16 protein-coding genes are annotated in these 13,683 nt (G+C 64.3%); 8 read left to right on the plus strand and 8 right to left on the minus strand.

From position 1 onward, the window contains the following. Positions 1–83: 83 nt before the first annotated feature. On the minus strand, positions 84–587 hold the full coding sequence (locus ACE191_RS04485; RefSeq protein WP_400190982.1) for a YybH family protein: 504 nt from the start codon (positions 585–587) through the stop codon (positions 84–86). Between the two features lie 12 nt (positions 588–599). Beyond that, positions 600–1,349, minus strand: a complete 750-nt coding sequence (gene mtgA / locus ACE191_RS04490; RefSeq protein ID WP_400190983.1) for a monofunctional biosynthetic peptidoglycan transglycosylase — start codon at positions 1,347–1,349, stop codon at positions 600–602. 116 nt (positions 1,350–1,465) lie between these two features. Here mtgA and ACE191_RS04495 point away from each other — a divergent pair, with 116 nt between their 5' ends. Together ACE191_RS04495 and ACE191_RS04500 are read left to right on the plus strand one after the other, a co-directional pair. Further along, positions 1,466–2,101 (plus strand): LON peptidase substrate-binding domain-containing protein, encoded by a 636-nt coding sequence (locus ACE191_RS04495; RefSeq protein WP_400190984.1) that lies wholly within the window; start codon positions 1,466–1,468, stop codon positions 2,099–2,101. 122 nt (positions 2,102–2,223) lie between these two features. Then, positions 2,224–3,474 (plus strand): metallophosphoesterase, encoded by a 1,251-nt coding sequence (locus tag ACE191_RS04500; protein WP_400190985.1) that lies wholly within the window; start codon positions 2,224–2,226, stop codon positions 3,472–3,474. Here ACE191_RS04500 and ACE191_RS04505 read toward each other — a convergent pair. Both ACE191_RS04505 and ACE191_RS04510 read right to left on the minus strand, forming a co-directional pair. After that, on the minus strand, positions 3,428–4,339 hold the full coding sequence (locus tag ACE191_RS04505; RefSeq protein ID WP_400190986.1) for a diacylglycerol/lipid kinase family protein: 912 nt from the start codon (positions 4,337–4,339) through the stop codon (positions 3,428–3,430). The two genes, ACE191_RS04500 and ACE191_RS04505, sit on opposite strands and share 47 nt — an antisense overlap. Before the next feature lie 92 nt (positions 4,340–4,431). Then, the gene (locus tag ACE191_RS04510) at positions 4,432–5,244 is read right to left on the minus strand and encodes a M48 family metalloprotease (protein WP_400190987.1); all 813 of its coding nucleotides are present in this window, start codon (positions 5,242–5,244) and stop codon (positions 4,432–4,434) included. Between the two features lie 198 nt (positions 5,245–5,442). Between ACE191_RS04510 and ACE191_RS04515 the strand changes: the two genes are divergently transcribed. Continuing rightward, positions 5,443–5,631 (plus strand): hypothetical protein, encoded by a 189-nt coding sequence (locus ACE191_RS04515; protein WP_400190988.1) that lies wholly within the window; start codon positions 5,443–5,445, stop codon positions 5,629–5,631. A gap of 83 nt (positions 5,632–5,714) precedes the next feature. On the opposite strand, the gene ACE191_RS04520 is transcribed toward ACE191_RS04515, so the two are convergent. Then, positions 5,715–6,479 carry a murein L,D-transpeptidase catalytic domain family protein gene (locus ACE191_RS04520; RefSeq protein WP_400190989.1) on the minus strand — a complete coding sequence of 255 codons (765 nt, stop codon included), beginning with the start codon at positions 6,477–6,479 and terminating at the stop codon, positions 5,715–5,717. Between the two features lie 107 nt (positions 6,480–6,586). Here ACE191_RS04520 and ACE191_RS04525 point away from each other — a divergent pair, with 107 nt between their 5' ends. Beyond that, positions 6,587–6,991, plus strand: coding sequence for a hypothetical protein (locus tag ACE191_RS04525; RefSeq protein WP_400190990.1), 405 nt, complete (start codon positions 6,587–6,589; stop codon positions 6,989–6,991). Between the two features lie 77 nt (positions 6,992–7,068). Here ACE191_RS04525 and ACE191_RS04530 read toward each other — a convergent pair whose 3' ends face one another. Next, the gene (locus ACE191_RS04530; RefSeq protein ID WP_400190991.1) at positions 7,069–7,464 is read right to left on the minus strand and encodes a hypothetical protein; all 396 of its coding nucleotides are present in this window, start codon (positions 7,462–7,464) and stop codon (positions 7,069–7,071) included. Positions 7,465–7,714: 250 nt separating this feature from the next. After that, positions 7,715–8,185, minus strand: a complete 471-nt coding sequence (locus ACE191_RS04535) for a DUF4199 domain-containing protein (RefSeq protein ID WP_400190992.1) — start codon at positions 8,183–8,185, stop codon at positions 7,715–7,717. A 311-nt stretch (positions 8,186–8,496) separates the two neighbouring features. Between ACE191_RS04535 and ACE191_RS04540 the strand changes: the two genes are divergently transcribed. After that, positions 8,497–10,122, plus strand: a complete 1,626-nt coding sequence (locus ACE191_RS04540; RefSeq protein WP_400190993.1) for an ABC-F family ATP-binding cassette domain-containing protein — start codon at positions 8,497–8,499, stop codon at positions 10,120–10,122. 105 nt (positions 10,123–10,227) lie between these two features. Further along, a complete protein-coding gene (locus ACE191_RS04545; RefSeq protein ID WP_400190994.1) occupies positions 10,228–11,127 on the plus strand; it encodes a hypothetical protein in 900 nt (299 codons plus the stop codon). 93 nt (positions 11,128–11,220) lie between these two features. Here the strand turns inward: ACE191_RS04545 and ACE191_RS04550 are convergent, their stop codons facing one another. Beyond that, positions 11,221–11,382 (minus strand): lmo0937 family membrane protein, encoded by a 162-nt coding sequence (locus ACE191_RS04550; RefSeq protein ID WP_400190995.1) that lies wholly within the window; start codon positions 11,380–11,382, stop codon positions 11,221–11,223. Positions 11,383–11,727: 345 nt separating this feature from the next. Between ACE191_RS04550 and ACE191_RS04555 the strand changes: the two genes are divergently transcribed. Beyond that, a complete protein-coding gene (locus tag ACE191_RS04555) occupies positions 11,728–12,618 on the plus strand; it encodes a 3-hydroxyacyl-CoA dehydrogenase family protein (protein WP_400190996.1) in 891 nt (296 codons plus the stop codon). A 196-nt stretch (positions 12,619–12,814) separates the two neighbouring features. After that, positions 12,815–13,351 (plus strand): peptide-methionine (S)-S-oxide reductase MsrA, encoded by a 537-nt coding sequence (gene msrA / locus ACE191_RS04560; RefSeq protein ID WP_400190997.1) that lies wholly within the window; start codon positions 12,815–12,817, stop codon positions 13,349–13,351. Positions 13,352–13,683 lie beyond the last annotated feature (332 nt).

The raw sequence follows: 13,683 nt of genomic DNA on the forward strand, positions 1-13,683 counted from the left end.
GTTACGAATAGGGCCTTTTTGCTATTGAATTGCTGAATGAACTAGCAACCCGCAACTGGCAACTCACAACTGGTAACTGAACCCTAGCTCGAATGGTCGGCGACGATGACCCACTGGCCATTGAGGCGGCGAAAGAGCAGGGTAAACCAGCCCTGCAGGTCGCCTTTTTGCGGCCGGGCCAGGTGCCAGTGGCCCACCACGTGCGCCGCGTCGGCGCCCACGGGGCTAATGCGCAGGCGCGAGAACGTGAGTTGGCCCATGGCCTCGGGACTGGGGTAGTTGCGGCGGTAGTTGTCGAGGGTGCGTTGCCAGCCGCGAGTGGGGCCGCTCTTGCCGATGAACAGCAGGGAGTCGGACTGCCAGTAGCCCTGCATGAAACCGCTCACGTCGCCGCGGTTCCAGGCGGCCGTCTGCGTGGCCAGCACCCGGCGGATGCTTTCCGCGGCGGCGGCCGAGTCGGGAGCAGTGGCTACACCAGGTGCGGCTACAGTGGCGGGCAAGTCGGCGGCGGTATCGGCCGGCTCGGCGGTGCAGGCAGCGAGCAGGGCGGCCGCGCCGGCGGCCAGCAGGGTAAAGCGTCGGAGCATGGCGCGGAAGGTTTAGGGGTTCTGAATCAGGTCGCGCACGAAGGCGGTGCCGCCCAGCCGGCGCATGTTGCGCATCACGCGGCGCTGCTTGGCGCGGGCCGCCGGGCCAGGGTGGCCCGCCTGAAACTTCAGCGGGTTAGGCAGCACGGCCGCCAGCAGTGCCGCCTGCGCCTGGGTGAGCTTGCGGGCGGGCTTGCCAAAGTACTTCTGCGAGGCTGCTTCGGCCCCGAACACGCAGTCGCCCATTTCGGCCACGTTCAGGTACACTTCCAAGATGCGCTGCTTGCTCCACAGCAGCTCGATGAGCACGGTAAAATAGGCCTCGGCGGCCTTGCGCACGTAGCTGCGGCCCTGCCAGAGAAACACGTTTTTGGCCACCTGCTGCGAGATGGTGCTACCCCCACGCAGCTGCTTGCCGCCTTCCAGGTTGCTTTTGGCCGCCTGCTGAATGGCGTCGAGGTCGAAGCCGTGGTGCTGCAGGAAGCGCTGATCCTCGGCCGCCAGCAACGCCAGCGGCAGCTGCGGCGACACCTCGTCGATGGCGCAGAAGCGGTAGCGGATGCGCCGGGAGGCGTCTTCGGGCAGCAGGCCGCCGTAGTCGGCCTGGGGGCGGTGACTGCGGCGTTCCAGCATCAGCCAGGTGGCCGGCGGGGCCACCCAACGGTATACCAGCACCCAGGCCACCGACATCAGAAACAGCGCGGCCACGGCCTGCAGGGCCACGCGGCGCGCCAGGCGCAGCCGGTCCGATAAGTCTTTCATGGAAGGCAATCAGCGGCGGGCCGGGCTGCCCGCCTGGGCGAAATTAGCAAGCGGCGGGCGGAGCGAAGGTTGAATTCCCGTATTTTCCCTGCCTGCACTCCCAATTTGCCCCTGCCATGTCCCGCCTGCTGCCGCTGTTTCCGCTCAACCTGGTGGTGTTTCCCGGCGAGCGGCTCAACCTGCACATCTTCGAGCCGCGCTACCGCCAGCTCGTGCACGACTGCGCCGAGGAAGGCCTTACCTTCGGCATTCCGGCTTTTCTGAACGGCACGGTGCAGCCCATCGGCACCGAAATGCGGCTGGTCAAAATCGAGAAGCTCTACGACACGGGCGAGTCCGACATCCGCACTCAGGGCGTGGGCTTGTTTACCCTGCACGAGCTGCTGCCCCAGGTGCCAGGCAAGCTCTACGCCGGCGGCTACGTGGAAGAGCTGCCCGACGACGCCCACGAAGACCCGGAGCTGCGCCGGCATATTGTGGAACTGGTGGCCCAGCTCTACGATGTGCTGGGTTTGCGCCCCCTGCTGCTGACTTTGCCCCCGCACTACCGGGTGTTCGACGTGGCCCACCACCTGGGCTTGAGTACCGAACAGGAATACCGCCTGCTGGAGCTGCGCGCCGAAACCGACCGCCAGGCCCTGGTCTACGAGCACCTGCAGCAGGTGCTGCCCGTGCTGCGCGAAACCGAGCGGCTGAAAGAGCGCGTGCGCCAGAACGGGCACTTCCGCCACCTTACTCCTCCTTCCTTCTAAGTTCCGCCATCCTGCGGAAACCGGCTAACCGCTGACGAAGGTGGACAGCGTAACCCTGCTTCGGCACGGCGGGGCTTAACCCCACCCCGGGCCCGCCGTACACCGGCCAAACGGTTTCGGACGTGGATATAGATTTTCTGTTGCTGCTGGTAACGCTGCTGAGCGGCGCGCTGGCGGGCTGGCTGCTTTACCGCTGGGTGCTGGAGCGCCGCCAGCGCCGCCGGCCCTACGTGGCGCCGGCCCTGCGCGGCTGGCCCAGCCAGTCGGCCCCCGCCAGCCCGCCGCAGCACCGCATCTGCCTGGTGGGTGACCTGGGCGCCGTGGCTACCGACGGCCGCGACCCGGTGCTGAACCTGCTGCGCCGCTGGCTGCGCGAGGCCGGGGCCCAGGGCACGGTAGTGCTGCTGGGCGACAACGTGTACCCCGTGGGGCTGCCCCCCCTGGGCCATCCCCGCCGCGCCGACGCCGAAATCCGCCTCGACATTCAGCTGGAGCTGCTGCGCGACTTTCCCGGTCAGGTAGTTTTTCTCAGCGGCAACCACGACTGGAACAAGGGCCGCGCCGATGGCTACGAGTACCTGCGCGCCCAAGAAGCCTACGTACGCCAGCAATTGCCGCAGGCCCACTACCTGCCCGTAAACGGATGCCCCGGCCCGGTGGCCCTGCCCCTGGCCGATGGCCTGGTGCTGCTGGTGCTCAACACCCAATGGTGGGTGCAACGCGGGCCCCGGCCCCTGGGCCCGGCCCACGGCTGCACCGCCACCGATGCCCGCCAGCCCTTCTTGGAGCTGCGCGAGCTGCTGGCCCGCCACCAGGGCCAGCGCGTGGTGGTGGCCGGGCACCACCCGCTGTACTCCAATGCCGTGCACGGCGGCAAGTTCACCGTCAAGCAGCACGTGTTTCCGCTCACGGCGGCCCACAAGCGCGCCTACCTGCCCCTGCCCATCGTAGGTTCGCTCTTCCCGGCCTACCGCCGGGTGCTGGGCGCCGCCGAAGACATGTCGTATCCGCCCTACCGGCGCATGCGCCGCCGCCTGCTGCAGGTGCTGCGCCAGTTTCCCGGCGTGGTATATGCCGCCGGCCACGACCACAACCTGCAGTACTTCCTGCGCCACGACGTGCACTACCTGGTGAGCGGGGCCGGCAGCAAAACCTCGTACGTGCAGCCCGGCGGCCGCGCCGGTTTTACCCACGAGCACAAGGGCTTCTTCAGTCTCGACTACTACGCCGATGGCCAGCTGTGGCTGCACACCTGGGAGCCCGCCGACAACGACGGCACTCCTGCCGAGCCGGTATTCAGCTGCTTGCTAGCGGCGGAGCCCGCTCCTACTCCGCCCCCGCCGGCACCAGCACCCGCAGACTCCTTGGGTTGATGGTTACTTCCAGCGGCAGCGGCAGGTGCAGCGGCTCGCCGTCGAGCTGGGCTAGTACTTCGCTTGCCCCTAGCACCTCGATGCGGGCCCGGCGGCAGCGCAGCCGCCGCGTGTAGTCCGATTGCTCGAAGCCGTCGGTGTAGAGGTGGTAGAGCATGCCCAGGGCGGCCGAGCCGGGGAAAGGCTCGATCAGGCAGAGCTCGAACCACCCGTCGTCGAGCAGGGCGTCGGGGTTGATGACCACGTTGCTGCCAAAGGTGCGGGCGTTGGCAATGGTGAGCATGAAGGCCTCGCCCTCCCAGGTTTCCTGGTCGGTTTCGATGCGGTAGCGGGCCGGCTCGTAGCTCAGGTATTCCTGCAGCGCCACGCGCACGTAGGCGCCGGGCCCGCGGGTGTCGCCCTCGCTGAAGCGGGCTACCACCAGGGCATTGAAGCCCAGATCGGCTAGGTGCGCGGTGAAGTGCCCCCCGACCTGCAGGGTATCGATAACCCACTCGCGGTGATTCCAAAGCACTTCCAGCGCTGCCTCGGGCTCCTGCGCAATGCCCAGGTCCTTGGACAAGCCGTTGCCCGAGCCCAGGGGAATGATGCCCATGGGCACATTCAGCCCGGAAAGCACCTGCGCCACCAGGTTTACCGTACCATCACCCCCGGCCGCCAACACGGCGTCGAAGGAGTGCTGTTGCAGGAAATTGCGCAGGCGGCTGGCATCATCGTCGCCGGTGGTTTCAAACGACTCGACTTCGTGGCCCCGTTCGGTGCAGAGCTGGTGCAAACGGGGGTGCAGGTCGTCCTTGTCGATGTCCCCGGAAATGGGATTCAGCACGAACAGCACGCGGCGCAGAAAAGCAAGGGAAGAAGACATAGCGGCAGCTTTAGGTTCGCAGACAGAAAGGGCACCAAAAGGGCCGGTACGCGCGTACCGGCCCGGGGTGGAAACAGGATAACCCGCCTGGCTTATTGCTTTAGGCCCGTCGGCACGCCGCTGGGGTAGGCCTCGGCAATTTCCTGCTCGAGCACGCCAATGCGGTTGCCAGGGTTGGGGTGGGTGCTCAGAAACTCGGGGCCACCGCCTCCACCGCCTTTCGACTCCAGCACCTGCATCACCCGAATCATGGAGCGGGGGTCGTAGCCGGCTTCGGCGGTGTACTTCACGGCCAGGCGGTCGGATTCCAGCTCGTCTTCGCGCCCAAAGCGTAGCGACACGACCTTGGCAATGGCGGCGGCTACGGCCGCGTTGGCCACGGAAGCGCCGGGCCGCTCGGGGTCGTAGGCAGCAATGCCGGCAGCCCCAGCCAGGCCCTGGGTGAGCTTGGTCTTGGCCAGCTGCTCGGCCGAGTGGCGGCCGATGACGTGGCCGATTTCGTGGGCCAGCACGCCGGCTACCTGCCCTTCGGTGGTCATGTTTTTGAGCAGGCCGGCAGTAATGAATACCTGCCCACCCGGCAGGGCAAAGGCATTGATGGTGTTTTCGTCGGCCAGCAGGTGAAAGTTGAACTTGTAGGGCGAGTTGGCCGCGCCAGACGCGCGCACCAATTCCTGCCCGATGCGGTCGATGGCCGCGCGGGCCTGCTGATCGGGGTGCAGGCCGCCGTACTGCTGGGCCATTTGCGGGGCGGCCTGCAGGCCCAGGGCAATTTCTTCTTCGGTGGTCATGTCCACGTGCTGCACTTCGCCGGTCACGGGATTTTCCTGGCGGTTGCACCAGTACGAGAGTAGGGAGAAGCCCGCAATCAGCAGGGCTATGATGTATCGGAGGCTGCCTCGCATGGAAGTGAAGTGGTTCGGGGGAAGGAGGAACAACAGCGCTAAACTGCGCTTTTCCCGTCTAACGCGCCGCGGCCGGCAGGGTTTTGCCCGGTCGGCGCAGCCAAATGCGCGCCTGCTGCGTATCAGGGCCTGTGCCCCGCCGTGGGGCGCAGCGGCTCACCAGGGCCGCTTCTCCCTGACTTTCACTTCCTCCGATCCATGAATCAGAAACGCACCTTCGGGTCGCTGCTGACGCTGCTTGGCATTGCGGCCCTCATCTACGGCGCCCTCGGGTTGCTGGGCAAGGTGGGCCTGAGCCAAATCAATTCCCTGGTGCCGCTGGGCCTGGGCCTGATTTTCTTTTTTGCGGGCATCAGCCTGGTGCGTGCCACCGGCGACCGGGCCTAACCAGCCCAATTAGCAACCCAGCAAAAACACCGCCGGTCGGCCCTTACGGACCGACCGGCGGTGTTTTTGCTGGGTTGCTGAGCTTACTGCCCCACCACGGGGCTGATGCCCTGGCTGCGGGCAAAGACGGGCAGGGCCGCATCGAGGTTCAGCCAGCCCGACTGGTAGCTGGTGCTGGGCGGAGCTTCGGCGTAGATGACTGAGCCGCCCTTGATAGCTTTGATGATGGCCGCCGATTGCTCGGTCGGCAAGGCCGGGCAGCCCTGGCTGCGCCCCAGCCGGCCGTGCTGGCGCACGAAATCCTGACTCACGTACTCCGCCCCGTGCACCACTACGGCGCGGGCATTGGCGTTGGAGTTGTAGTGCTCGTCCATACCCCGCAGCTTCAGCGACAGGCCGTGCTTGCCCTGGTAGGTTTGCTGGGTCAGGTAAAAACCCAGGCTGCTCTGCTCCGAGCCGGCCCGGTTGGAAAAAGTGCGGGCGAATTCGGCACCGGTATTCTTGCCGTGGGCCACCAGCGTATGAAACAACAGCTTCTGCCGGTCCAGGTCGATTACCCACAGGCGGTTCAGCCGGCTGGAGCGCCCGAAGTCGATAATGGTAAGGATGGGTTTGTGGGCCAGTCCTTTGCTGCGCAGGTTGTAGTAGCCGATCAGGGCTTTGCGCAGCACCGTGGCGTCGAGGCCGGTGGCGGCCAGCCGGGCTCCCACGTAGGTACGCACCAAATGCTGCTCGAAGGCAGCTAGGTAACGGGCCTGGGCGGCTTGCGGGGGCGCGGCGGCAGCCGGCTGGCCGCACAGGGCCAGAACCACCAGCAGGCTGGCGGTAAAAAAGCGGGCAGGCGTCATGGTGGAGAGGAGACGTCGCAAATTAGCAGAAGAACACCGACCGACAAAAGTACTAGTTTTGCCGCGCCGTGCCCCCTAACTACGGGTGGCCGGTACTGGTTCCAACGATGCGACGTCACTTGTTATTATTCGGGTTGCTAAGCCTTGCCCTGACTGGTTGCGGCAACACCGACAGCATTATTCCGGGTTTCGATGGCACGGCCTGGCGCCGCGACGCCCGCGGCTGCCGCGGCGAGCGGGCCCGCCAGCTGTCCATTCTCGACCAGCACCGCGGCAAGCTCTACGGCCTGCGCAACGGCGTGGTAAACGAGCTGCTGGGCCGCCCCGACGAGGAGGAGTTGCAGGAGCAGACCCAGCGCGTATTCTACTATTACGTGGAGCCGGGAAGCCAGTGTGAGCCTGGCCGCCCCCGCAGCGCGGCCCGCCGGCTGGTGCTGCGAATTGGCGCCTTGGGCACCGTAACCGAAGTGCTCTATACTACTGCCCCGCCCGAGCGCAAACCCGGGAACTGAGCCCTTAGCCCAAAGCAAAAGCCCGGAGCTTTCATAGTTGAAGGCTCCGGGCTTCTCATTGCACTGGGGGTGGCCAGTCACCCCAGGCTGTTCTGGTCGGGTTCGGTTGAGGCCGGCACGTCCTTGGCCGTTTGCTCGTCCTGCAGCGCCCCGATTTGCGTGGGCGTCAGGATGCGGCGGCACTCCTGCTCGTACTGAGCTTCGAGTTCGGCCAGTCGCGCTTCACGGGCCGTGGGGTCCTGCTGGTACTGCCAGCGAATTTCGTTGAGCCGGGCCAGCTTGATCTGGTTAGCGGCCTTCAGGCGGATAAACTGGGCTTCGTTCAGCCGCAGGCGGTTGGCCATCTGCCGCGTCATCTCATCGGCGTTCAGCCCGACTTCCTGACTGGGCGTTTCGACCAGCCGGTCGCGCAGCTGCGCATTGGCCGCCAGGCTCACACTGCAGCACAGGGCGGTAATCAACAAGGCTTTCATGTTGGAGTGGATGGTTAGGTGGAGGATGAACTAAGCGGCTTGCCGGCCTAAGCAGCTTTACTTAGTACAATAATATATTTGCATAGTTAAAAATGCAAGCATATTTCGTTTTTTCTTTTGCAGCTGATTTTCCCTGGTTGCCGGCCCCGGGAAAGCGAAAACCGAACGGCATAGCTGCCTTAAAACAAGAAACCGGTCCGGCGGAAATCTCCGCCGGACCGGTCTGCTTCACGTTCGTACCCTCGGGAACCTAATCCAGCTGTTCCAGGGGCTTGTGGTCGGGGCTTTTGAAGTACTGCATGGCAATGAGCGAGATGATAACGCCCGACATCACGCCCTGCAGCAGCACAGCCAGGAAAGCAATGGTTACCGACATGTCGAAACCAAAGAAGTCCTCGGCCCGCAGCTGCTCGACGAAGTTGGGGTTGACGACCATGTACAGGATCAAAAACACGCCAAAGGCCACGCCGGCCACGGCGGCGGTGATGATACCGGTGCCGAAGCCGTGGAGGTAGGGCATCCGGTCGTGGCGTACGCGTCGGTAGTGGGCAATGGCCATGCAGATACCGATGGCCAGGATAGCCACGTTCAGGTAGCTGTACTCGACGCGGGTGGCCCAGCCAATGAGACTGGCCAGCAGAAAGTAGGCAATCATGCCGGCAGCCGTCAGCAGGCCGTACCGAATTCCGTTTCGTTCGGGAGAAAGCAAGGTGTCAGCCATAAGGCAGGAGCTTAAGGAGTTAAAGAGAAAAGCCAGCGGGCAAAAACGGGACCGGCCAGCCGACCAGCTGTCTTGCCCAACGTGCACTACTATACTGCAATCGGGGGCGGGCGGTTGTGCCGCGGCGCGCAAAACCGGCCGGGCCGGTTTTATAAGCCCCTGAGTACGTGTTGCTCCCTTCCGGGATTTATTGGCCGCTCTGCGGTGTTAAGGCTCCGCATCCGCAGCAGCAGCGCGGCTTTTTGCCTACCTTTGCGCGGTTTTTAGCCTTAGGGCTTCCCTTTCAGATAGATTTTTCCGGCAGCTACTGCATGATCAGCACTACCAACGTGAGCCTGCGCTACGGCAAGCGCATCTTGTTCGAAGACGTTACCATCAAATTCATGCCCGGCAACGTGTACGGCCTGATTGGGGCCAACGGGGCGGGTAAGTCCACTTTCCTGAAGATTCTCTCGGGCGAAATCGAGCCCAATACCGGTTCGGTTGACATGCCCACGGGCGCCCGCCTGTCGGTGCTCAAGCAGGACCAGTTTGCCTACGACCAGTATCCGGTGCTGCAAACCGTGATTATGGGCCACCAGCGCCTGTGGAAGGTGATGGCCGAGAAGGACGCGCTCTACGCCAAGGCCGACTTCACGGACGCCGACGGCGAGCGGGCCGCGCAGCTCGAGGGCGAGTTTGCCGACATGGAAGGCTGGAATGCCGACTACGAAGCCGCCGAGCTGCTCTCGGGCCTGGGCATCGGCGAAGACAAGCACTACACGCTGATGGGCGACCTGGGCACTTCCGACAAGGTGCGGGTGCTGCTGGCCCAGGCCCTGTTCGGCAACCCCGACGTGCTGCTGCTCGACGAACCGACCAACGGCCTCGACGCCGAAACCGTGCTGTGGCTGGAAAACTTCCTCGACGGCTTCCAGAACACCGTTATCGTGGTCAGCCACGACCGTCACTTCCTCGACGCGGTGTGTAACTACATGGCCGACCTGGACTTCTCCAAAATCACCATGTACCCCGGCAACTACTCGTTCTGGTACGAGTCGAGCCAGCTGGCTTTGCGCCAGCGCCAGGAGGTGAACAAGAAAACCGAGGACAAGCGCAAGGAACTGGAAGAGTTCGTACGCCGCTTTTCGGCCAACGCCTCCAAGTCCAAGCAGGCCACCTCGCGACAGAAGCTGCTGCAAAAGCTCACCCTGGAAGAAATCAAGCCTTCCTCGCGCAAGTACCCCTACATTGCCTTCAAGGCCGAGCGCGAAGCGGGCAACCAGCTGCTGACGGTGGATAACCTCGCGGCCTCGGTCGACGGCGAAGTGGTGTTCCGCAACGTGTCGTTCTCGCTCGACAAGAAAGACAAGGTGGCCATCGTGGGCCGCGACGACCGCGCCGCTTCCCTGCTGTTCGACATTCTGTTCGGCGAAAAGCCGGCCGCCCAGGGCGAGTACAAGTGGGGCACCACCATCACTCCCTCCTACTTCCCGAAGGAAAACACCGGCTTCTTCAACGCCGACCTGAACCTGGTGGACTGGCTGCGGCAGTACTCGGCCGAAAAGGACGAGTCGTTTATCCGCGGCTTCCTGGGCCGCATGCTGTTCTCGGGCGAAGAGTCGCTGAAGAAGTCGAACGTGCTGAGCGGGGGCGAGAAAGTGCGCTGCATGCTTTCCAAGATGATGATGGAAAGCGGCAACGTGCTGGTGCTCGACGACCCCACGAACCACCTCGACCTGGAAAGCATTACGGCCCTGAACAACTCGCTGCGCGACTTCCAGGGCACCATGCTCTTCGCCTCGCACGATTTGCAGTTCATCGACACCGTGGCCAACCGCATCATCGAGCTCACGCCCGAGGGCATCATCGACAAGCGCATGAGCTACGAGGAATACCTGGCCGACGAGACCATCAAGGCCCAGCGCCAGCGCATGTACCAAACGGTGGGCGCCTAGCGTTGCTCGTAAAGAAAGGCCGTGGATGCAACGCTCCGCGGCCTTTTTGCTTCTTAGCCCTGACCGCCGCCGGCGGCTTCTTCCGCTCCTGATTTCGCCTTTCCTATGAAGCGTTTCCTGCTCGCGGCCCTGGCCGGCCCGGCCCTGCTGCTGGCCGTCCCCGCCGCCCTGGCCCAGCGCACCGACTCGACCTACGTGAAGCCGCAGTTGAACACGGCTCCTCCCGGTCCGCCGGCCCGCCCGCCCCAGCCCACCCGGCCCGCTCCTACCACTGCGCCCGTTACGCCCGCGCCTACTACGCCCGCGGCCCCGCCCAGCGGCGGCATCGACGACGATGGCCGCCCGGCCCAGGCCCTGCCCGGGCAACCCAGTCGGCCCGCTACGCCGCCGGCACCCCGCACCGGCACCGGCATCGACGACGACGGCCGGCCGGCCGAGCGCCTGCCCTCCACCGGCCAGGTGCCCGGGGCCCAGAGCGCCGAGCGGCCGCCCAGCAAGTATTTCATCTACGGCAACCTGAGCCTGGGTCTGAGCAGCAACTCGGTGGGTGGGGTGCAGTACAACCTGGGCGGGGCGCCGGCCCTGGGCTACCGCCTCAATAAGCGCGTGGCCGTGGGCCCGGGCCTGGTGTACTCCTACACCGGCTACACCGTGCCGGCCAGCAACTCGGGCACCGGTGCCCGGCAGAATATTTCGGCCAACAACATTGGCCTGAAGGTATTCGGGCAGGTTATCGTCATCGACCAGTTTTTCCTGCACGCCGAGTACGAGGTAACGCGGGCCCAGATCATCCGCGAGGTGCTCACCGGCCCCAACACCATTGCCGTACTGCGCTCCAACGCCACCGTGCGCACGCCCCTGCTCGGAGCCGGTTACCGCCAGTCGTTGGGCGACCGGGCCGCGGCCGACATTGCCCTGCTCTACAACTTCAACGACGGGCTGGAGGCCAACATCTACGGCCAGCCGGTTATCCGCTTCAGCTTCTTGTTCGACATCGGCAAGTAGCCACGGCGCAGGCCCTCTACACGAAACGGGCGGCCCTCCCTGGTGGAAGGCCGCCCGTTTCGTGTTTTTTCAGACGCAACTGTGCGGGTCCGGCTATACCGAGCCGCCGCGAATCAGGCGCAGAATGATGGCAATGATGGCAATGACCAGCAGGATGTGGATCAGGTTGCCCATCCCGAAGCTATTGAAGCCCAGGAAGCCGAGGAGCCAGATGATGATGAGCACGACGGCAATGAGGTACAGCAGGTTGCCCATGGTAGTCGGAAGGAGTTAGGTGAGGGTGTGGATGAGGTTGGAACGTTGCGCCCCGTTTCCATCCTGTTTGAGGGTGGCGTGTGGCGACGTTCTGCGGGTTTGTACGCGGGGTTGTGCAAAAGGATATTCGGCGGGTAAAAAAACCGTGAAAAATATAGCTATCCGCCTATACCTCACGGCGCTAAAACTTTTGCCCGCAAGTCTTGTTTTAGCTAATTCAGCGGCTAAAAGTGCCCCTGCGGCCGCTGGCGGGGGTAGTTGGGCACCTTGGGGCTTTGGCGTAGCTTTGCCCGGCGGCAAGCGCCTTGCCGCGTCGCTGTTTCCTTTTCCCCTACCTCCCCTCGCATGCTGAACGTCGCCGTAATTGGCTCGGGCACCATGGGCAATGGCATTGCCCACGTGTTTGCCCAGAATGGATTTCCGGTCACGCTGATTGACCTCAACCAGGCCGCCCTCGACAAGGCCCTGGCCACCATCGGCAAAAACCTCGACCGGCAGGTAGCCAAGGGCGCCCTCTCCGAAGACGACAAAACCGCCACCCTGGGCCGCCTGCGCCCCTCAACCTCGCTGGCCGAGGGCGTGCGCGAGGCAGGCCTGGTCGTGGAAGCCGCCACCGAAAACGTGGCGGTGAAGCTGGACTTGTTCCGCCAGCTCGACGAGCTGACGCCCGCCGGCTGCATTCTGGCCTCGAACACCAGCTCCATCAGCATCACCAAGATTGCCGCCGCCACCAAGCGCCCCGAGCAGGTCATTGGCATGCACTTCATGAACCCGGTGCCGGTGATGAAGCTGGTGGAAGTGATTCGCGGCTACGCCACCTCCGACGCCGTGACCGCGCAGGTGATGGACCTCTCGCGCCAGCTGGGCAAGATTCCCACCGAAGTCAACGACTACCCCGGCTTCGTGGCCAACCGCATTCTGATGCCCATGATCAACGAGGCCATCTACTCCCTGTTCGAGGGCGTGGCCGGCGTCGAGGAAATCGACACGGTCATGAAGCTGGGCATGGCTCACCCCATGGGCCCGCTGCAATTGGCCGACTTCATTGGCCTCGACGTGTGCCTGGCCATTCTGCGGGTGCTGAACGAGGGCCTGGGCAACCCCAAGTACGCCCCCTGCCCCCTGCTGGTCAATATGGTAATAGCTGGGCGCCTGGGCGTGAAGTCGGGCGAAGGCTTCTACCAGCACACGGCCGGCTCCAAGGAGCTGGTGGTGGCCGAACGGTTCCGCCGCTAATTCCGCTCCCGCTAGCTTCAGTCAAGCCCTTGCCGACCCTCCCGGCAAGGGCTTTTTGCTGCGCCCGACCGCGGCCGGCCCGTCGGCAGGGACATTTGCCGGCAGACTTTGCCGGGTGGTTCCGCCGGGGCGGGCCGAAACATTCCGGAGCCGAATTCGCTTAAGGCTAACACACCCATCTTTTTCCCCACCCAACATGGAATTAGCAACCTTCGGGGCTGGCTGTTTCTGGTGCGTCGAGGCCGTTTTTCAGAACCTGCGCGGCGTCGAGAACGTCGTGTCGGGCTACACCGGCGGGCGCATTGCCAACCCCACCTACAAGGAAGTCTGCTCGGGCCTGACAGGCCACGCCGAAGTGGTGCAAATCACCTTCGACCCGGCCGTCATCAGCTTCGAGCAGCTGCTGGAGGTATTCTGGAAAACCCACGACCCGACCACCCTCAACCGTCAGGGCAACGACGTGGGCACCCAGTACCGCTCGGCCATCTACTACCACAACGCCGAGCAGAAGCGCCTGGCCGAGGAATACAAGCAGAAGCTCAACGCGGCCGGGGCCTTCCCCCAGCCCATCGTGACGGAAATCACGGCCCTGCCCACCTTCTACGTGGCCGAGAACTACCACCAGGACTACTACAACCAGAACGGCAGCCAGCCCTACTGCCAGTTCGTGGTGCGCCCCAAAGTCGACAAGGTGAAGGCCGTGTTCGGCGACAGGCTCAAGGCCGGCGTGTAGGCGCACGGCAGCCCCCCCGCCAAGGGCCGGGCGCGCCGCATCAAGGCCCTTGCGGACAGCGTCAAGGGCGGTGCCCGCAAGGGCCTTGATGCGGCCGGCATCAAGGGCCGTGCGAATGGCATAAAGGCCCATGAGCATGGCGTCAAGGAGCATGCAAACCGTTTCAAGGCCCATACCCGAAGCGTCAAGGGCCGTACGCACAGCGTCAAGTACCTCAACCGAGCGTTAAGGAGGTCAACCGACTGTCAAGGCACTCAACCGAGCGTCAAGTTCCCCAACCACCTCTTCAAAGCCCGGCCCCGGCCGGGCTTTTTGCTTGAGGCCCTGCCGCT

This window comes from Hymenobacter sp. B81 (assembly GCF_044628455.1).
Lineage (GTDB): Bacteria > Bacteroidota > Bacteroidia > Cytophagales > Hymenobacteraceae > Solirubrum.